Genomic DNA, 18,856 nt, shown 5'->3' with positions numbered 1-18,856 from the left:
TCTTCATCGAATGCGTGAGGCTATGCGCGCTGCAAAGCTTGAGTCCAATAAACAGGAAAACCAGTTCAGGACTCAATTAAATCGCCATCATTCGCTGCAGCTTCCCGTTATGCGGCCAGTATTACAGCGCGTGAAGACAGCTTTTGCTCCAAACATGAGCAAATTACCTCACTCAATCGTCACCATGCGACGCATTCAAGTTTCACCTGCATAAAGGCAACAAGCCCTCAGACAGACAAACGTTGAGCCCGTGCCAGATCTTCAGGTGTGTTAATGTTAAAGAAGCGACTATCGTTTCCATCGAACCGCTGACGGTATGCATCATGCTTTGATGCAATTCGATGAAGCGCACGGACACCGGTACAAACTTCTTTTTCAATAGCCTTTGACAAAGACGCCCGCCAGACTCCAAAAGTAGGTTGAACGCGATTTCCTGTTTCGGCAATCACCGCAGCAGAACGATGAAGCGCCAATGCTTTCAAAAGCTTGTCCGACAAGCCATATTCATAGAATGGCGCATCAACGGGCACTGTGACTACCAAAGCACCGTCGCTGTGAGAATTACAGGTGTAGTTCAAGGAAGCCGTTAAAGCGCCGGCCGGCCCGACCGGTTCTCCGTCCACCAAAGTATCAGGCACCCAAACCAGATTCTCGCCGCATTCCAGCCAGTCAGGCTGTCGTGGGGCTACGACTACAATCTCATTAGAAATTTCTGATAGTTGGCTTGAAATCCGCTTCCAAAGCGGAATTCCATCAACTTCGATCAGCGCCTTAGAGACCCCGCCGAGACGACGCCCCTCGCCTCCAGCAAAAATAACGCCAATGACCTTCTGGTTCACGCTCACTACACAGCTGTCATTTCGATCAGAAGCCTTTTGTTTTCATACACCGCTTCTTATAACGCTTGCAGACGCAAAGCTTCAATTCGAATCTGGTTTATCACAATGATCCAAAACCCGCTCAATGACATGATCAGCTATACAATACGGCGTGTCGCGACAGCAATGACATCGGATCTCACAAATCAACTGGCCGAACTGAAGCTCCGTATCACTGACGCAAATGTACTCATTTTGATCATGCACAATGACGGCATCACTCAGAGTGAAATTGGTCGCACTCTGGCCATTGCGAGCGCAAACATCGCACCGGTTATCGGACGCCTCGATCAGCGTAATTTACTGATAAGAAGACCCGTCGATGGACGTTCGCACGGACTGTCGCTAACTGAGAAGGGACGTAAAACTGCAGAAAAGGTATTCGCACTAACGAAGGCAGCAGAAATCAGCGCTCAAGAAAAAATTCCTGAAGCACTTCGTAGCGATATCGTCGAAGCGCTCCAGAATCTGAAAGGTGATGCGTCCTAGATAGACGCTCCTACCAGTCACTCTCATCTAAGAAAGCAAATCCATTCGCTTTTGACGGTCCATCGCTTCGCCCGAACGGACGCGTACGGCCCAACCAGCAATATCGCCAAGATCTGTTTCCGAGAGGAAGAGCGCCAGCCCTACCAGATCCGCTGCCGAATTTGAACCTGCGTCCTTTGCAGACATGGCTCCGCGCGCCAGATATGTGACGCCAGCCACACGACCAAACATCTCCTGATATGCTGTCGCGCCAAAGAGACGGGTATCCATGTCAGTCTCTTTCATCCATGAGGTGACATCTTGCAGTGCCTTAATCCCCGCAGCGAGATGGGCCGCAACGCGCTTCAGGTCCGCATCGCCTGATGCTTCTAATTCCGAACACTTCGCCTCGAAGCTTGCGAGAAGACGCGGAATAGCCTCGCCTCCAGAAAGGCCTAGCTTTCGCGTGGCGAGGTCAATCGCCTGAATGCCGTTTGTGCCTTCGTAGATTGGCGCAATACGCGCATCCCGATAGAGCTGCGAAGCGAGTGTTTCGCCCATAAAGCCCAAACCGCCATGTATCTGCACACCGAGACTTGCAGACAGAACACCTACATCCGTTGACCATGACTTCGCGATAGGTGTCAGGATTTCCTCGACCTCTTTTGCAAGCTTGCGTTCGTCGGCCTCGCTACCGCCCACCGACATATCGCTGGACTTCGCGCATTCATAACAGATCGCACGAGCCGCCATTGTACGCGCGCGCATCTGGAGCAGCATGTGCTGGACATCAGGGTGGTTGATGATCGGAGCTGAGCCTTCAACACCTTCAGCGCGCCCCTGTTTGCGTTCCGCGGCAAAGTCGCGGGCAACACGATAAGCCGCCTCGGACTGCGCAAGCCCCTGAATGCCGACCTGCAGACGCGCCGAGTTCATCATGGTGAACATGGCCGCAAGGCCCTTATTAGGCTCGCCGATGAGCCAGCCTTTGGCTCCGTCATATTCCATGACGCAGGTTGGAGACGCGTGAACACCGAGTTTGTGCTCAAGACCGATACAGGTAACGCCGTTTCGCTCACCAGCTTCGCCATTGGCGTCCGGCAGATATTTGGGACAGAGGAAGAGCGAAATACCGCGCGAACCGGATGGAGCATCAGGCAATCGTGCCAGCACCAGATGGACGATATTATCCGTCAGGTCATGATCGCCCCAAGTGATATAAATCTTCTGCCCTGTGATAGCGTAGCTGCCGTCATCATTGGGCACAGCTTTCGTTTTCAGCGCACCTACATCAGAGCCTGCCTGAGGCTCGGTAAGGTTCATTGTGCCAGTCCACTCACCAGAAATGAGCTTTGGTAGATAGAGTGCTTTCTGCTCTTCCGAACCGTGCTCGAGCAGCGCTTCAATCGCACCGAAAGACAGCATTGGGCACAGGCTGAATGACATATTCGACGCCTGCACCATTTCCATTACCGCAACGGCCAGCGTACGCGGAAGCCCCTGCCCGCCAAACGCCTCAGGAAATGGCATGCCCATCCAGCCGCCTTCCTGGAAGGCTTTATACGCATCTTTAAAGCCGGGAGCTGAGTAAACCTGCCCGCTCTCAAGGCGCGCGCCGGTCTTGTCTCCCGGCTGATTTAGCGGCGCCAGAACGTCCATGCAGAGCTTTCCAGCCTCTTCAAGAACGGGTGCGACAAGATCAGTATCAAAATCTGAAAACGCCTCAGAGCTCATGTCTCCAATCTGCGTGACCTGCGTCAAAATACTCGAAATATCATCGATCGTACGTGGGGTGATCATTCAATCGTCCTTCTATCCCAGAAGTCATATTTATTTTTAGGCTAACTTCTCAAGCCGACGCGAAAGATCAATGCATGACGCAACGTCAATCGAGACGAAGGCATGACACCTTATCGCCTGATGATTTCGCAGGGTCCGCTGATGGACGATGGATCAGAACATCTGCGTGGATAAACGGGCTGAGCAATGATGAGTCCTGATTTCCAGCAGGCACGACAATCTGCCGTCCATCTTCGTCATATGCGAGATGCCCACGCATAAAGGTCTCTCGTTGGCCATTGGCTGAAATATCTTCTGCCAGAGCCACATTCATCCAACCTTCTGATAGCTCTGCGCCGATCATCGTCTGAACAAGGGGTTTCAGAAAAATATGAGCACAGACCAGCGCTGAAGCAGGGTTTCCGGGCAGCCCCAGAACACGCGTGTTCCCCTTCTTGAAAAGCCAGGTCGGCTTGCCCGGCTTTATCGCGATCTTGGAGAAGACTTCTTCGAAACCGAGCGACTGAAAAACCGGCTTCATATGATCGTGGTCGCCGACAGATGCGCCGCCAATTGGCACGTATAGGTCGACCTCGCCTGCGCTCTCTATTCGCCGTGCAATTTCGGCGCGATCATCAGGTGCCGCGCCCAGATCGATAGCCTCTCCGCCCCATGCATTGATGAGCGCGCAGAGCGAATATCCATTGGACGCAATGATCTGTCCTTCAGACAGAACGCTGCCCGGCGAGCGTAGCTCGTCGCCGTTAGAGAGCACGGCCACTTTCGGGCGTCTATAGACATCAACCGATCCATGATTGGCCGCCGCAATGATAGAAAGATGGCGTGGTGTGAGACGAGTTCCGACCGCGATCAGCTCATCGCCCTTGGCGAAGTCTATACCTGCACGGCGAATATGCAGGCTGGGCGACTTTGGCTCCGTGAGCGTGACGGCATCCCCTTCACGGCTGACATTCTCCTGCATTACAACACGGTCTGCACCATCGGGTACGACTGAACCGGTAAAGATGCGGACACATTCGTTTTGACCGAGACTACCCTTGTACGGGTGCCCAGCGGGCGCTTCACCCACCAGCTTCAGCGTTTTGCCTTGCACAAAATCGGCATCACGCACCGCATAGCCATCCATGGCAGACATGTTTGATGCCGGTTGTGTGAGTTTAGCGAGAATTGGTTCGGAAAGCGTACGCCCAGCGGCTTCAGCCAGTGGGACGGTCTCGGACCGGGTACGAACGGCACTGGCGCTAATTCGCGCCAGTGCTTCAAGTCTGTCGATCAAGGAAAGCTCCGGAAACGATCTGAAATCTCAGATTGTTATCCGTAGAAGCCACACAATGTGTCAACTAGCGCCTTACCTATGCCACCGCTACAGCGGTAGAAAATCGTCTGCGCGTCGCGGCGGGACTCAACGAGCCCGGCTGCACGGAGCTTGGCGAGGTGCTGAGACACAGCTGACTGAGACTGATCCGTCAATTCAACCAGCTGGTTCACAGACAACTCACCACCGCTCAGCGCGCAGAGAATCTTCAGCCGCGTTTCGCTGGCCATGGCTTTCAGCACTTCAGATGCCTCGTTGATGCGGTCTGAAACCACGTCAAAGGCTTCCTTTGAGTCTGGATGCAATACTGTCATCAGGAAAAACGCTCCTCTGTAACCATCATCTCTGCGCCATCGCCATCATCGGTTTCAGCTTCAGGCGGCAGCCACTCTGGTCCCCGCAGGGCAATATAGATTGCAGGGATTACCAGAACAGTAAGCGCAGTAGAAGATGCAAGTCCAAACAGCAGTGAAATCGCCAATCCCTGAAAAATAGGGTCTGTCAGGATCACTGCTGCACCAATCATGGCCGCAAGCGCAGTCAGTACGATTGGTTTGAAACGGATCGCGCCGGCATCAAGCAGAACCTCTTTCAGAGGCGTGGCCGCATCCGTCCGGTGGCGCACAAAGTCCACCAGCAGGATGGAGTTTCGCACGATAATGCCCGCGAGCGCGATAAAGCCAATCATTGACGTTGCCGTGAAGGCGGCACCAAACAACCAGTGACCGATCATGATACCAATCAGCGTGAGCGGAACGGGCGTCAGGATAATCAGTGGCACCCGGAACGTGCCAAACTGGGCAACCACCAGAATGTAGATACCAACCAGTGCAACGCCGAAAGCCATGCCCATGTCGCGGAAGGTCACATATGTGATCTCCCATTCGCCATCCCAAAGAATGGTCGGACGGGTTTCATCTTCCGGCTGGCCATACATGCGTACCGCTGGTGCCTCCAGACCGACTGCCTCCCAGTCATATTCCGCGATGAGGTACTGAATCTCGAACATGCCGTAGATTGGTGCCTCATAACGACCAGCAAGTTCGCCCATCACCATGTCAGTGAAATAGCCGTCCCGGCGGAAGATAAGCGGAGACCCCACTTCTTCCGAAACCTTCACCAGAGCACCCAGCTCCACAGGCGCAATACCCGGCTGGCCCATACGGCGAGGGACAGGAATCGCACCGATCTCCTGCGTCCATGCGCGTTCAGCGCGTGGCAGACGGATATTGATGTTCAGCGGATCACGGCCTTCGCCGCGCGGGTTCACGCCAACGGTCTGACCAGAAAACGCCAAGGCGACCGTGTCGAGGATATCCTGCTGCATGACGCCATAATCGGCCGCACGTGGCTCATCGACAGAGATAGACAGGCGCGGTGCTGGCGACCCGATCGAATCATTCACATCCACGATAAAATCGGTCTCTTCAAAGAAGCCGCGAACAATTCCTGCAGTCTGACGGCGTGCTTCCGGCGTTGGACCGTAAATCTCTGCCATCAGGGTCGCGATAACCGGCGGACCAGGTGGCACTTCGACAACGCTTACATTCGCGCCCTCAGGAAGCGGTACATCGAGAACGAGGTGACGCAGTTCCAGAGCCACTTCATGGCTGGACCGGTCACGATGCTCTTTCTCGGACAGGTTGACCTGAAGGTCGCCGAGCTCCGGAGAGTTTCGCAGGAAGTAGTGTCGTACCAGGCCATTAAAGTTGAACGGCGCTGCGGTGCCTGCATAAGCCTGAATCGTCTCCACCTCATGCACGCCACGGATCGCATCAGCGAGCGCAAAGAGCGACCGTTCGGTATCTTCAACGGATGCACCTTCCGGCAGATCAAGAACAATCTGGATCTCAGACTTATTATCAAAGGGAAGAAGTTTTACCGGTACCGCCTTGAAAGCAAACAGGCTCATCGAAGCCAGCGTCGTTACGCCGACAATCAGAAGGAACGTCCATGCTGTCGTTCGCGACTTCACGATCGGTCCGGCAACAGCCCGATAGAATTTGCTGATACGCGTCTCGGCGTGTTCATCATGTCCATGATCAGCAAGCTTTGCATTGCCCGCAATTTTCATCAGCAGCCAAGGCGCGATGCCGACCGCGACGAAGAATGAGAACATCATCGCTGCAGACGCATTCGCCGGAATTGGCGCCATGTACGGCCCCATAAGACCAGACACGAACATCATAGGCAGAAGCGCGGCGATGACAGTAAGCGTCGCGATGATAGTCGGGTTACCAACCTCAGCAACCGCATCCACGGCTGCCTTCACACGTGTCCGGCCGTCCTTCATTGCCCAGTGACGGGCAATATTTTCGATGATGACGATTGCATCATCGACCAGAATACCGATCGAGAAGATAAGCGCGAACAGGCTCACACGGTTGATCGTGTATCCCATCATAAGTGACGCAAACAACGTCAGAAGAATGGTCGTCGGGATAACGATCAGTGTTACCAGCGCTTCACGCCAGCCAATGGCAAACGCGATCAGAACAACGATAGACACCGTCGCAAGACCAAGGTGGAAAAGAAGCTCATTCGCTTTGTGGTTCGCAGTCTCACCATAGTTGCGTGTGACTTCCACGCGCACACCGTCTGGGATAAGCGTGCCCGTCAGTTCGTCAACGCGATGAAGAATAGCTTCGGCCACGTTCACCGCATTCGCACCGGGTCGTTTCGCCAGCGCGAGGGTAACAGCTGGACGCGCATCGAACTCGTCAGCGCCTTCATGACGCTCAAGCGTCCAGACGCGGTCTTCAGTCTCCTCACCAACCACACGGACTGTCGCAACATCAGACAGATAAACACTACGGCCACCTGTGCCAGGAAGCTCCAGACGTTCCAGCTCTGCAACAGAGTTCACGCGGTCACCAGCCTGAACAATAACGCTCTCGCCTTCCTGACGGGCGGTACCAACAGGTTGCGCAGCAGCCGCCTGCTGAACAGACTGAACGAGCGTTTGAAGTGGCACACCATAAGCTGCAAGGGCTTGTATGTCAGGCTCGACGCGCATCTCGAGAGGGCGCCCACCAACAACATATGTCAGGCCGACTTCATCGACCTTCATCAGTTCGCGTTGGAGCTCGTCCACAATCATACGCAGGCTGGTGTCGGACCAAACGCTGCCGGTCCACTCTTCAGGAGACAGCGTCAGGCTGACAATCGGAACGTCATTGATGCCGCGACCGACAACAAGCGGCATAGGCACGCCATTCGGAATACGGTCGATGTTTGCACGAATGCGCTCGTGAACGCGCAAAATGGCATCATCTGCATCGGTGCCAACGTCGAAGCGCGCGGTTACCAGCGCACCATCATCGCGCGATTGCGAGTATACATGCTCGACATTTGGGATCGCCATAATGATCTGTTCGAGCGGTTCTGTAACCTGCTCAACCGTATCGGCGGCGCGAAGACCCGCGGCAGACACCATAATGTCTACCATCGGCACTGAAATCTGAGGCTCTTCCTCACGCGGGATCGTCAGAAGCGCGATCAACCCGACAGCCAGAGCTGACAGGAGGAAGAGCGGTGTAAGCGGCGAACGGATCGTCGCTTTGGTGATGGAACCGGAAATATCCGCTTTCATAATCTTACTCCGGCATCGTAATTACGTCGCCTGGGCGGAGACCGGACAGGATTTCGTAATAGCCTTCAGTTTCGCCAAGAGGCGCCGCGAGAGCGACCGGCGCGTCGACGAAACGTTCACCAACCTCGACGCGTACGAAGTCGACGCCATAGCGCGTCGATACATATTCAGAAGGGATCCGGATTGCGCGGCGTTCACCGACGGGCGCAAGCACGTCTACACGTTCACCAACGAGCGAATTGAGACCGCCCTGCACTGTCGCATCCGCTACGACTGCGCCGTCGCGAAGTTCAGGATAGACCGTGATGATGGTCGCCGAGTGAACTTCATTACCACGCGATGGCTGGCGCAGAGAGATCGTCTCACCTTCAGCAACCTGAGAAGCATGACGTTCTGGCAATGACAGACGTACAACGCCATTCAGTGTCGCAAAGCTGGCAATCACCTCACCCGGGTTCACGACAGAACCTTCAACAACATTCACGCTCGTGACGCGCGCATCAGCCGGAGCCAGAATACGGCCCTCGGACTGCCGTGCAGCCAGCGCACGGCGTTCAGCCTGCGCAGAAGCAAGATTGCGGTTCAGAACTTCGAGCGCGGTACGTTGCTCGTCGAGACGCGCACGCGGGAAAAAGCCATCCTCGAACAGCGCTTCATTGCGTGCCAGATCTGCTTCAGCTTGCGAAATCTGTGACTGAAGGCCCGCAATACGGGCATCGAACGCCGCAAGCCCGGGGCCGATCGTGTCGTCGGTCACGAGCGCAACGAGCTCTCCCGCCTCAACAACCTGACCTTCATCAATGCTGAGACGCGACACAACGCCTTGAAGGCGCGAACGCGCCGTCGCGATGTCGCCAGCTTCGATACGTGCGATCACCGGTCGGTAATCGACGACTGTCGTCTCTTCGACCGTAATATTCTGCGCGAGGGCAGCAGGCGCTGCGATAGCAATCAACGTCGCGAGCGCAGCAAGTTTAGTAGCGGCCTGCATCTTGCACCTGACCTGTAGCTGGATTGATTTTGACCACCGGAAGATTGTGGGTCTTCCACATTCCAATACCGCCCGTCATATGAGCGGCATCAGCGCCGGTTTCTTTCATGAACATATCGAGCGCCATGCGAGAACGTTTGCCAGAACCGCACTGGAAGATGACACGACGCTCACCGTCAGTCGGAATCGCTTTTGGCTCAAAGGTAGAGAGCGGATGAAGCAACGCACCATGAATGCGCTCGTTCGCGAACTCAGCTGGCTCACGCACATCCACAAGCAGAATCTTCTGCGCTTTGAGGTCTTCAAAAATGTCTGTTGGCGGCAGATCGCATCCGTCACTCATCATCTAACTCCCATTTTCTGAGGCACCATTCGGTAATTACACCCTTATCTGCCTCAGTTTAGCATAATCTTATATGCGACATATTGCACACTTTCTAATATTATGATTTTATAAATAATGCAAACATAATTTTTGGGAGGCTGAGATGGCCAAAATTGTTGTTTTAGGTGCAGGACTAGGTGGCGTTATCGCCGCTTACGAGATTCGAAATGCGGCTCGCCGCGAAGATGAAGTCGTTGTGATCAACGAATATGACTTCTACCAGTTTGTTCCTTCTAACCCCTGGGTCATCGTCGGCTGGCGCGAGCGCAAAGACATTGTTGTCGACCTCGTCAAACCTATGAAGAAGAAGAAGATCGACTTTATCGTCGGTAAAGCTGCTAAAGTTGATCCGGAAGCCAAATGCGTTCGCATGGAAGATGGCTCTTCAGTTAATTATGATTATCTGGTCATCTCGACAGGCCCTGAGCTTGCGTTCGACGAGATCGAAGGCCTCGGCCCGCATGGCGGGCACACCCAGTCGGTCTGCCATATCGATCACGCAACCGCAGGGTATGCTGCATTTGAAGAGCTATGCGCTGATCCAGGCCCGGTCATTGTAGGGGCCGTTCAAGGCGCATCCTGTTATGGCCCCGCCTACGAAACAGCGATGATCATCGAGACCGAGCTGCGCAAGCGTAAAGTTCGCGACAAAGTGCCGATGACGTTCGTGACGTCTGAACCATATGTTGGCCATCTTGGTCTCGGCGGCGTCGGCGACACGAAAGGCCTTCTCGAAAGCGAGATGCGCGAGCGTCACATCAACTGGATCTGCAATGCGAAAGTCAAACGCGTCGAAGCAGACAAGATGATCGTGGAAGAAATGAACGAAGACGGCACGCTCAAGAAAGAGCATGAGCTGCCAATGAAGTTCTCCATGATGCTTCCGGCCTTCCGCGGTATTCCTGCTGTGCGCGATGTTGAAGGTCTGTCCAATCCGCGCGGCTTCATCCTGACGGATAAGCACCAGCGTAACCCGAAATATCCGGAGATTTTCGGCATTGGCGTTTGTATTGCCATCCCACCAGTCGAACAGACACCGGTTCCTGTCGGCGTTCCGAAAACTGGCTTCATGATTGAGTCTATGGTCACAGCAACAGCTGAAAACCTTGGTGAAATTCTGCGCGGCAAAGAGCCGACGCATGAGGCTACATGGAATGCGATCTGTATCGCAGACTTTGGCGATGGCGGCGTGGCATTCGTTGCGCAGCCTCAAATTCCTCCGCGAAACGTCAACTGGTCTATGTCTGGCGGATGGGTCCACACTGCCAAGATCGCCTTCGAGAAATACTTCCTGAAGAAGATCAAATCAGGCAAGTCTGAAACCTTCTACGAGAATGCCGCGCTCAGCATTCTGAAAACTCACAAGCTCAAATAGGCCGAAAGGAGGCCTTTCCGACCATGACGACAGCCACTTCACATACTCTCGTTTGCACAGAGTGCGGACAGCTGAACCGTGTACCGGCTGGAAAGGCACTTTCTCAGGGCAAATGCGGCACATGCGGCGTCACGCTCGCTACAAAAAAGCCACGTGACATTGACGGTGCCACCTTGTCCAAACTGATGGCAAAGGACACAGGGATGTATGTCCTTGATCTTTGGGCACCATGGTGTGGCCCGTGTCGCATGATGGCGCCATCCTATGCCCAGACCGCCGAGGCGCTGGGCGATCAGGTACGCTTTTTTAAACTCAACACCGATGAGAACCAGCAGGCTGCCGGTCGCTTCAATATTCGCGGCATCCCGACCCTCATCGCTTTCAAAGACGGCAAACAGGCTGGCATCCAGTCTGGTGCCATGCAGAAACCACAGCTCATGTCGTGGGCGGGGCAAATCCTCGGCATCCCACAGGGCTGATTACTAAAAGAGTAGACGTCATGAATCTTGATCGTGCAATTTTCGCCTTTGCCGGTGTCGTAATCCTCGCAAGCCTCGCGCTTGGCTATTACGTATCTCCATACTGGTTCCTGCTGACAGCCTTTGCGGGCCTCAACATGTTCCAGGCAGCCTTCACCGGCTTTTGCCCGGCTGCCATGATCTTCAAAGCTCTCGGTGTGAAATCAGGCTGCGCTTTCAAATGATGAAATCCTCCCGACTGGGGCTGGCTGGTCTTCTGGCCGCCCTACTTTCGTCTACAGCAGCGGCGTCTCCGGTAACGCTGGAAGAAGCGATCTCTCGAGCGCTTCTGAACGATCCGAGCATTGAACGCGCCGAGGCAGGCCTGACCCGAGCGACAGCGGGCAGCGACATGGCGCGCGCTGGGCTTGGCCCACAAGCCGGCATTCGTGCAGAAGTCGGCGCGTTGGAAACAGATTTCACCGCTGACAGCATTACGCAAATCCCGCGCTCCGTCGGTCTTCAGGCCGAATGGAATGTATTTTCGTCCGGCGCCAACGCGGCGGCCGTGAATGCTGCCGATTTTCAATATGACGCCGCACGCAACCAACTTACCGGCCAGCGCGAAAAGACCATTCTGCAAACCTTCGAAGCTTTCGCTCAGGCGTGGCTGGCCGAGCAGGTTCTGAACGTCGCCGAAGCGCGCGTCGAAACCTTCGACATGCGCCTTCAGGAAACGCAGGCACGCTTTGATCAGGGACAGCTCACCCGGACAGACGTTGCGATCACAGAAGCCCGCCTCGCCTCGTCTCAGGCCCAGCTTGAAGCTACCCGCGCCCAGCTCTCTGCCGCCACGGCACGGTTGTCGCGTCTTACCGGTGTTGCGGATGCTAATCCGGTGGGCGAGTTCTCTCTGTCCGAGACCGGGTTTACGACCTTTGATGAAGTGCTCAACCGCGTTCTCATCCAAAATTCCGATCTTGAAGCAGCGCGTTCCATGCAGAGCGTCGCAGGCTCACGTCTGGAAGAAGCGCGTGCACGATTTGGCCCGAGTATTTCTCTTCGTGCCCGCGCTACCCATGGCGAAGATATGTTCTTCTTCTTTGAAGATCCTATCAGCGACGTAGGCGCCTTCGTAACCGTCGAAATGCCGCTTTTCACAAATGGCGTGCGTCAGGCGAGCGAACGCGAAGCACTGGCAGCCCGTTCTCAGGCGACAGCTGACGTACGTAACGCAGAACTTATGCTCCAGGAAGCCGTGAGCGGCCTCTGGGGCGACATTCAGGCCCGACGCCTTGCCGTGTCAGCCGCAAGCCGCGCCGAAGCTGCAGCACGCCTTGCAGCGGAAGGCGCATTGCGTGAACACGAAGCAGGTCTTCGTACGCTGGTTGACGCTCTGGATGCCGAGAACGCGTTCCGTGATGCACAGATCGCCCGCATTCAGGCTGAAACCAGCCTCAAGATCGCAGAGGCACGTCTTTTGAGCCTATCCAACAACCTGGAAACAGCCGTTTCTAATTAACGCCACGTGAGTGTGGATTAAGTCGCCAAGCTCTGTCATCTGTATCGCACAGATGACAGAGAGCGACACATGACAAAACTTGCAGACAGACTAAACCTTTCCGGCAAGCTTGCGTTGGTGACCGGCGCTTCCGGAGGCCTCGGCGCACATTTCGCGCAAACACTTTCCGATGCTGGCGCAACTGTCATTCTGGCCGCTCGGCGCCTGGATCGTCTTCAGGCATTTGAATTATCTCTGATAGAACGAGGCCACAAAGCGTTCAGTGTCGCGATGGATGTAACATCTCCGCAATCAGTAAATGACGCCTTTGCGGCAATTGCTGCAGAGTTTGGGCGGCCTGCCGATATTATCGTCAACAATTCCGGGATTGGTCAGGCGAGCTGGTTCCATGAAACCCCTGAAGAAGAATGGCAATCCGTCATCGAGACAAACCTCAATGGCGTCTGGCGCGTGGCCAAAGCGGCAACTAATGCGCTGATTGCGGCGGGCCAGCCCGGTTCTATCGTCAACATAGCATCCATCACAGCGCAAAAGCCGGCCATGATGAACGTAGCCTATTCGACCTCAAAAGCTGCCGTGGACCATATGACCAGAAACATGGCGGTCGAAGCTGCTCGTCACCGTATCCGCGTCAACGCGATTGCACCGGGATACTACAAGACAGACATCAACGCAGACTATCTGGAAAGCGAAGCAGGTGCGCGTATGGCCAAACGCATTCCGATGCGCCGCTTCGGTGACTATCAGGAACTGGATGGTGCGCTGGTTCTACTCGCTTCCGACGCCGCGTCCTATATGACCGGCACCACCATCACGGTGGATGGCGGTCACACGCTCTCCCCGCTCTAAGGGACAGACAATGCTGGGCGGAATTGAAGCGGGTGGAACAAAATGCGTCGTTGCAGTCGCAGACGATGATCTCTCGATCAGTGCTCAAGCGACCATTCCAACTACAGAGCCTGACGAGACCTTCGCTTCAATCATCAACTTCTTTGAGAGGGCCCAAAGCGAACACGCCTCAGATCTGACGGCAATTGGCGTTGCAAGCTTCGGCCCTGTTGGCGTTGATCCGGCCGCTTCGAACTATGGCGAAATATTTGAGACACCCAAGCTGGCATGGCGCGGCGTTTCATATCAGGATCGGCTCTCGCAAGTCGGCGTGCCCGTCATTATCGATACAGACGTGAATGGCGCCGCGCTCGCAGAACAGATTTACGGCGCGGGCAAGAGCGCTGAGACCCTCGCCTATGTTACGGTCGGCACAGGTATTGGTGTTGGCCTCGTTAAGGCTGGAAAGCCCCTCTCAGGCTTCTCTCATTACGAGATGGGTCATATTCTGCCTCGAAGGGCTGAAAGCGACACATTCGAAGGCCTATGCCCTTCGCATGGTGACTGTTTGGAAGGGCTCGCCGCGGGTCCGGCAATCGAAGCTCGTTGGGGACAGCCGTTATCAGACCTCAACTCCGATCATCCTGCGCACGATATTGAGGCCGATTATCTGGGCCAGCTCGTCCACTCCATTACGCTTACGCATGCGCCGCACAGCATTGTGCTCGGCGGCGGCGTTATGAAAACCGAAGGCCTCATCGAACGTATTCGCGCCAAAGCCGAACGACATCTTGGCGGATATATGAAGCATGCCGCTCTGGATGCTGGCCTTCAAAACTATGTCACCAAGCCGAAGCTTGGTGACAAGTCAGGTATCATTGGGGCGTTAGCCCTCGCCCGCGCATGTAACGCAGACGAGTAGGCGCTAGGCTTCAGCTGTTTCGAAGAGCGATTTCAGATCCTTTTTCAGGATCTTGCCGTTCGCATTACGCGGCAGCGTGTCTTCGCAGAACACGATCTTCACAGGCGCCTTAAACTTGGCAAGGCGTTCCATGACCCATTGCTTCAGCTCGTCTTCGGTTGCGCTCATACCCGGCGCAAGGTGGACGACTGCTGCAGGTTCTTCACCGAGAGTACGGTGCGGAATACCAATCAGCGCCGCATCGGTAACCGCCGGATGGTCATAGAGAACATTCTCGACCTCAGATGAATAAATGTTCTCACCACCACGAATGATAATGTCTTTTGCACGGTCGACAATGAAGCAGAAGCCTTCCTCATCGAGACGAGCAAGGTCGCCAGTTTTCACCCAGCCATCAACGAATGTTTCTTCCGTTGCCTCAGGGCGCTGCCAGTATTCCTGAACAACCATAGGTCCGCGTGCCCAAAGCTCACCGACTTCACCAACTGGAAGTTCTTTGGAGCCATCCGGACTCATAATCTTAAGGTCGGCTGTCGCAACCGGTGGGCCACAGCTTTCAGGACGCGCTTCATAGTCTTCCGCGCCGTGCACTGTCACAGTCGCAGACGTTTCCGTCATACCCCATCCATTGCCCGGCTCTGCGCCAAAGACTTCGCGAATCTTGCGGACGAGTTCCGGCGCTGACGGCGCACCGCCATAACCAATCGATTCGAGAGATGACAGATCGTACTTTTCACGGTCCGGATGCTCGATCAGCTGCCATGCGATTGTCGGCACACCGCCGGTAGACTGAACCTTCTCACGCTCGATAATTTCGAACGCTTTTACCGTGTCCCATTTGTACATGAAGACCAACGTGTGGCCGGCAAAGATGGAACCCATCATGCGTGCATTCGCTGCCGTCACGTGGAAAAGCGGAATGACCAGCAGACCAACTTTCTGTTCCGGCTCTGGCGGCGCTTCCCCCCGGCGCAGAGCGCCGCGTGCCGTCGCATACCCGGTAGAAAACACGTTAGTAGTCGCATTACGATGCGTACCAACCGCACCTTTTGGCTGACCGGTTGTGCCGGACGTATAGAAGATCGTCGCTCGGTCTTCAGGTTTCACCACTACGTCAGGAAGGTCCTGATCCGGAAGCGTGTTCCAGCTCGACGGAGCGCCAATCACGCTTTCAAGCTGAATGTAATCGTCAGACGCTTCAGGCGCGCGCGATACAATCATTGCTTCCAGCGTGGTCACCTTGTCGAGGTCACCCGAAAGACGGTCGAGGCGTTCATGGTCGCAGACCAGTACTTTAGAGCCAGAGTTTTCGATACCGAAGGCAAGCTCTGCACCTGTCCACCACGCATTCAGCGGAACGATGATCGCGCCGATGGAAACAGCTGCAAAATATGCGACCGGCCATTCCGGCAGGTTTCGCATAGCGAGCGCAACGCGGTCACCTTTCTTGATGCCAAGTTCTTGTAGCTTACGCGCGAACGCAGATGTTGCGCGGAACCATGAGTCAAACGAGACGCGTTCGTCCTCATAGATTGTGAAAAGGTGATCGCCGTGTGTTCGGCCCTGCATTGCGAGTTCACGCAGTGTATGTGCGCCGTTTTTCCAGTCGCGAGTCGGCACGCCGTTTACGTCGACGGTTTCCATCTCAAAGCGCTGTCCAGGCGCACAAAGAATTTCGCGGATCTCTGCAAGGCTCTTTGCCGGAAAGGCTGAAACTGTTGTCATTTGACCTGTCTCCCCATGACACTCTTCCAGGTTATCCCGGATTATTACCTATAGTCATGGTATAGTGGGCTATCAGATCATTCCACTGGTTCCAAATGAATATTCTGCAGAAGTATCATTCAGTGACGTCGTAGCCGTAAATCCAGTCCATACGCTGATGAACGATCTCCGGAAGGATATTTCCGGCCAGCCACATCGGTCCGTATGTCATGAGACGTTTCACCGGATTACGATGATGGAACGTCGTCGCATTCTGGCGCGATAGCGCCTGCACATGGGTTGCGCGCGCGTGACGACGGGCCTGATAGGTCTTCAGCGCCTCCACGACAGAGGGAGAGGCTTTGAGGCATAATTTCAGCATCCAGGCATCTTCCATAGCCATCACCGCGCCCTGAGCCACGAATGGTAGCATCGGGTGGGCGGCATCTCCGAGCACACATACGCGCCCGTCAACCCAGCGCCGAAGGGATGGGCGGTCGAACAGCGCCCAGCGGAAAAAGGACTCACCCTGCTCGATGATATCGCCGATGACCGGGTCCCAACCTTCAAACTCAGCGCGCAGCTCGTCCTTCTTGCCTTCGATCGACCAGCCCTCTTCACGCCAATCATCGCGTTCGATCACGCCGACAAGGTTCACCAACTCACCACCGCGCAGATAATAAGTGACGACGTGTTTACCTCGCCCGACCCAGGCACATGCTGTAGGTGGTGGCGGATGCACTGTCAGCTTGCTGGCGGGCACAACGCCGCGCCACGCAATGCAGCCTGTAAAGCGAGGCACGTAAGGTCCGACAATGTGTTCCTGCACGACTGAGTGAATACCATCTGCACCAACAAGCAGGTCAGCATTGTCTACGTCACCACCCGATAGATGAGCCGTGACGCCCGTGGGGGTTTGCTCTACTGACTGAAGCTGCGTGTTGAACCGGACCTCAATGCTCGGCGCAGTGTCGCAAGCGCTTTCGAGGATGGAAATCAGGTCCGCCCGGTGGATATGCAGATAGGGTGCACCCCAGCGGTCAATTGCTTTATCCTTCAAAGGGATTGTAAAAATCGTTTTTCCGCTTTCGCCAAAGCGCATCTCAATGCGTTCCGGTTCAAAAGCAGTTCGGCGCAGTTCCGCCTCAAGACCGAGCGCCTGCATGACGCGCATCCCGTTCGGGCCGATTTGAAGGCCAGCTCCGACCTCGCTGAATGCAGCGGCCTGCTCCAGCACAGTTACATCATGCCCGTCTTTAGCAAAACAGAGTGCAGCAGTAAGTCCGGCAATACCGCCGCCAGCGATCAGAATCTTCATAAGCTCACAAAGACCTGCTGCTAATAAATGACAAGTGCGCTTTTTGTCCTGCCTGAGCTATTGGCGGATGGTTTTGGGGCGTTTCACGAACACCAGAGCTGCGATCAGAAGACAGACCATAGCCGTAGCACTGACTGTCAGCGGCAGATCATTGTGGATCATATAAAGGCCCGCACCGATGAGCGGCCCTACAACAAAGCCCGCAGGCGGCGCAGCAGCCATGAGCGCACCCGCCGCCCCCTGATCTTTAGGCTCAACAGCCAGCGTCCCCAGCGCATTGAGCGCCGGTACGATCAACGCTGCACCGCTACCCATGACAGCAAACGACACGCAAAGGAAAATGAACGGGGTATGGATAATCGCAGTGGCATATCCTGTGGCAACCAGAGCCAGCCCTACCGGCAGCATAAAGCGCGGGTCCGGCTTGAAACGATCTACGTAGAAAGTCTGCACGAGCACCATGCACACCGCCATTACGGCAAACACCAGACCACCAAACTCGACGGCCTCTGCTCCCTGATATCCGAAACGGTCAGACACGAACCAAGCGATCGTTTGCTGAACACAGGCGACCGCCATAAAATAGGAAATCAAGAAAATGATAAATGGGCGCACGCGCGGGTCCATCAGGGATAATGGCTTCGGGCGCTGACGCGTAGAATCAGCTTCTTCTTTCGGCAGGACAAAAAGGAAGATAACGCTACACATCAAAGAAAATGCGACCGAGCCCCATAGCGGTGCCAATGCACCGAAACGGGCAAGTACAGCTGCTGCCGCGGGCCCAAGTATCGAACCTACGCTCATCGCTGCGCCGAGAAATCCAAGACCGGCAGCTCGGTCATGCGCCGTCGTGGCGTCTGTCATTGCCGCGAAGGCCGCCGGCTGAAGGCCTGAAGACAACAGACCAAATGCGGTTCGTACGGCGGCTAGCGCGAAGAAGGCCTGAAGCCCCACGAAAACACCGTGGATCGCGGCATCCAGCGTAAAAAGAAAGATCATATTGTTGAACGCCGTCATGAACAGCGCGAACACCATGACCCGCTTACGGCCGATCCGTCCGGAAATACGTCCCCAGACGGGCGTCATGAAAGCAAACAGCAGAGACGACAGCGTCAACATGCCCGCGACCTGAAGCTCGGTCAGGCCAGCGCTCCGCGCAAGTGGCGGCGCAACGACGAAACTAATGGTAAAGCCGACTCCCATTGAGAGGAGCCCGAACGCAATCACCCATTTCTGAAGGCGTGATAACGGCCTGACTGGTGCTGCTTCGCTCATATTACCCCCGAAGTCCGCCCTCTAC

General features: G+C 55.3%; 17 protein-coding genes. 7 read left to right on the top strand and 10 right to left on the bottom strand.

Features of this window, described 5'->3' with window-relative positions:
- Window positions 1-227 precede the first annotated feature (227 nt).
- Window positions 228-845, bottom strand: coding sequence for a molybdenum cofactor guanylyltransferase (mobA, locus tag G523_RS0111170; RefSeq protein ID WP_022695151.1), 618 nt, complete (start codon window positions 843-845; stop codon window positions 228-230).
- A 99-nt stretch (window positions 846-944) separates the two neighbouring features.
- Here mobA and G523_RS19060 point away from each other — a divergent pair, with 99 nt between their 5' ends.
- Window positions 945-1,367 carry a MarR family winged helix-turn-helix transcriptional regulator gene (locus tag G523_RS19060; RefSeq protein WP_051134773.1) on the top strand — a complete coding sequence of 141 codons (423 nt, stop codon included), beginning with the start codon at window positions 945-947 and terminating at the stop codon, window positions 1,365-1,367.
- Window positions 1,368-1,394: 27 nt separating this feature from the next.
- On the opposite strand, the gene G523_RS0111160 is transcribed toward G523_RS19060, so the two are convergent.
- The 6 genes from G523_RS0111160 to G523_RS0111135 all read right to left on the bottom strand — a co-directional run bounded on the left by G523_RS0111160 (window position 1,395) and on the right by G523_RS0111135 (window position 9,387).
- Window positions 1,395-3,146 (bottom strand): acyl-CoA dehydrogenase, encoded by a 1,752-nt coding sequence (locus G523_RS0111160; RefSeq protein ID WP_022695149.1) that lies wholly within the window; start codon window positions 3,144-3,146, stop codon window positions 1,395-1,397.
- 85 nt (window positions 3,147-3,231) lie between these two features.
- The gene (locus tag G523_RS0111155; protein WP_022695148.1) at window positions 3,232-4,422 is read right to left on the bottom strand and encodes a molybdopterin molybdotransferase MoeA; all 1,191 of its coding nucleotides are present in this window, start codon (window positions 4,420-4,422) and stop codon (window positions 3,232-3,234) included.
- A 35-nt stretch (window positions 4,423-4,457) separates the two neighbouring features.
- Window positions 4,458-4,775, bottom strand: a complete 318-nt coding sequence (locus tag G523_RS0111150; RefSeq protein WP_033232407.1) for an ArsR/SmtB family transcription factor — start codon at window positions 4,773-4,775, stop codon at window positions 4,458-4,460.
- A complete protein-coding gene (locus G523_RS0111145; protein WP_022695147.1) occupies window positions 4,775-8,053 on the bottom strand; it encodes an efflux RND transporter permease subunit in 3,279 nt (1,092 codons plus the stop codon). The genes G523_RS0111150 and G523_RS0111145 overlap by 1 nt, the downstream gene beginning before the upstream one ends.
- A gap of 4 nt (window positions 8,054-8,057) precedes the next feature.
- Window positions 8,058-9,044, bottom strand: coding sequence for an efflux RND transporter periplasmic adaptor subunit (locus G523_RS0111140; RefSeq protein WP_022695146.1), 987 nt, complete (start codon window positions 9,042-9,044; stop codon window positions 8,058-8,060).
- Window positions 9,028-9,387 carry a rhodanese-like domain-containing protein gene (locus G523_RS0111135; protein WP_155802650.1) on the bottom strand — a complete coding sequence of 120 codons (360 nt, stop codon included), beginning with the start codon at window positions 9,385-9,387 and terminating at the stop codon, window positions 9,028-9,030. The genes G523_RS0111140 and G523_RS0111135 overlap by 17 nt, the downstream gene beginning before the upstream one ends.
- A 145-nt stretch (window positions 9,388-9,532) precedes the next feature.
- On the opposite strand from G523_RS0111135, the gene G523_RS0111130 reads away from it, so the two are divergent.
- The 6 genes from G523_RS0111130 to G523_RS0111105 all read left to right on the top strand — a co-directional run bounded on the left by G523_RS0111130 (window position 9,533) and on the right by G523_RS0111105 (window position 14,534).
- Window positions 9,533-10,804 carry an NAD(P)/FAD-dependent oxidoreductase gene (locus G523_RS0111130; RefSeq protein ID WP_022695144.1) on the top strand — a complete coding sequence of 424 codons (1,272 nt, stop codon included), beginning with the start codon at window positions 9,533-9,535 and terminating at the stop codon, window positions 10,802-10,804.
- 23 nt (window positions 10,805-10,827) lie between these two features.
- Window positions 10,828-11,283, top strand: coding sequence for a thioredoxin TrxC (gene trxC / locus G523_RS0111125; RefSeq protein ID WP_022695143.1), 456 nt, complete (start codon window positions 10,828-10,830; stop codon window positions 11,281-11,283).
- A gap of 20 nt (window positions 11,284-11,303) precedes the next feature.
- Complete coding sequence (locus tag G523_RS0111120) at window positions 11,304-11,507, top strand: YgaP family membrane protein (RefSeq protein WP_022695142.1); 204 nt, start codon at window positions 11,304-11,306, stop codon at window positions 11,505-11,507.
- The gene (locus G523_RS0111115; RefSeq protein WP_022695141.1) at window positions 11,504-12,784 is read left to right on the top strand and encodes a TolC family protein; all 1,281 of its coding nucleotides are present in this window, start codon (window positions 11,504-11,506) and stop codon (window positions 12,782-12,784) included. The genes G523_RS0111120 and G523_RS0111115 overlap by 4 nt, the downstream gene beginning before the upstream one ends.
- Window positions 12,785-12,853: 69 nt before the next feature.
- Entirely contained in the window at window positions 12,854-13,633 is a 780-nt protein-coding gene (locus tag G523_RS0111110; RefSeq protein ID WP_022695140.1) for an SDR family NAD(P)-dependent oxidoreductase, read from the top strand.
- Window positions 13,634-13,643: 10 nt separating this feature from the next.
- Window positions 13,644-14,534, top strand: coding sequence for an ROK family protein (locus tag G523_RS0111105; RefSeq protein WP_022695139.1), 891 nt, complete (start codon window positions 13,644-13,646; stop codon window positions 14,532-14,534).
- Between the two features lie 3 nt (window positions 14,535-14,537).
- Here the strand turns inward: G523_RS0111105 and G523_RS0111100 are convergent, their stop codons facing one another.
- The 3 genes from G523_RS0111100 to G523_RS0111090 all read right to left on the bottom strand — a co-directional run bounded on the left by G523_RS0111100 (window position 14,538) and on the right by G523_RS0111090 (window position 18,831).
- The gene (locus G523_RS0111100; protein WP_022695138.1) at window positions 14,538-16,259 is read right to left on the bottom strand and encodes a class I adenylate-forming enzyme family protein; all 1,722 of its coding nucleotides are present in this window, start codon (window positions 16,257-16,259) and stop codon (window positions 14,538-14,540) included.
- A gap of 115 nt (window positions 16,260-16,374) precedes the next feature.
- The gene (locus G523_RS0111095) at window positions 16,375-17,556 is read right to left on the bottom strand and encodes an FAD-dependent oxidoreductase (protein WP_022695137.1); all 1,182 of its coding nucleotides are present in this window, start codon (window positions 17,554-17,556) and stop codon (window positions 16,375-16,377) included.
- Window positions 17,557-17,613: 57 nt separating this feature from the next.
- Window positions 17,614-18,831, bottom strand: coding sequence for an MFS transporter (locus G523_RS0111090; protein ID WP_022695136.1), 1,218 nt, complete (start codon window positions 18,829-18,831; stop codon window positions 17,614-17,616).
- Window positions 18,832-18,856 lie beyond the last annotated feature (25 nt).

Origin of the sequence: Ponticaulis koreensis DSM 19734 (genome assembly GCF_000420665.1) — a bacterium.
GTDB lineage: Bacteria > Pseudomonadota > Alphaproteobacteria > Caulobacterales > Hyphomonadaceae > Ponticaulis > Ponticaulis koreensis.
Note: the sequence above shows the minus strand (reverse complement) of the source record. Positions and strands in the feature narration are given on the sequence as shown.

What these genes read in the sequence shown, in the direction of transcription:
- G523_RS19060 (WP_051134773.1), top strand. Translation starts at nt 945, where the DNA reads ATGATCCAAAACCCGCTCAATGACATGATCAGCTATACAATACGGCGT.
- G523_RS0111160 (WP_022695149.1), bottom strand. Translation starts at nt 3,146, where the DNA reads ATGATCACCCCACGTACGATCGATGATATTTCGAGTATTTTGACGCAG.
- G523_RS0111150 (WP_033232407.1), bottom strand. Translation starts at nt 4,775, where the DNA reads ATGACAGTATTGCATCCAGACTCAAAGGAAGCCTTTGACGTGGTTTCA.
- G523_RS0111145 (WP_022695147.1), bottom strand. Translation starts at nt 8,053, where the DNA reads ATGAAAGCGGATATTTCCGGTTCCATCACCAAAGCGACGATCCGTTCG.
- G523_RS0111140 (WP_022695146.1), bottom strand. Translation starts at nt 9,044, where the DNA reads ATGCAGGCCGCTACTAAACTTGCTGCGCTCGCGACGTTGATTGCTATC.
- G523_RS0111135 (WP_155802650.1), bottom strand. Translation starts at nt 9,387, where the DNA reads ATGAGTGACGGATGCGATCTGCCGCCAACAGACATTTTTGAAGACCTC.
- G523_RS0111130 (WP_022695144.1), top strand. Translation starts at nt 9,533, where the DNA reads ATGGCCAAAATTGTTGTTTTAGGTGCAGGACTAGGTGGCGTTATCGCC.
- trxC (WP_022695143.1), top strand. Translation starts at nt 10,828, where the DNA reads ATGACGACAGCCACTTCACATACTCTCGTTTGCACAGAGTGCGGACAG.
- G523_RS0111120 (WP_022695142.1), top strand. Translation starts at nt 11,304, where the DNA reads ATGAATCTTGATCGTGCAATTTTCGCCTTTGCCGGTGTCGTAATCCTC.
- G523_RS0111115 (WP_022695141.1), top strand. Translation starts at nt 11,504, where the DNA reads ATGATGAAATCCTCCCGACTGGGGCTGGCTGGTCTTCTGGCCGCCCTA.
- G523_RS0111110 (WP_022695140.1), top strand. Translation starts at nt 12,854, where the DNA reads ATGACAAAACTTGCAGACAGACTAAACCTTTCCGGCAAGCTTGCGTTG.
- G523_RS0111105 (WP_022695139.1), top strand. Translation starts at nt 13,644, where the DNA reads ATGCTGGGCGGAATTGAAGCGGGTGGAACAAAATGCGTCGTTGCAGTC.
- G523_RS0111100 (WP_022695138.1), bottom strand. Translation starts at nt 16,259, where the DNA reads ATGACAACAGTTTCAGCCTTTCCGGCAAAGAGCCTTGCAGAGATCCGC.
- G523_RS0111095 (WP_022695137.1), bottom strand. Translation starts at nt 17,556, where the DNA reads ATGAAGATTCTGATCGCTGGCGGCGGTATTGCCGGACTTACTGCTGCA.
- G523_RS0111090 (WP_022695136.1), bottom strand. Translation starts at nt 18,831, where the DNA reads ATGAGCGAAGCAGCACCAGTCAGGCCGTTATCACGCCTTCAGAAATGG.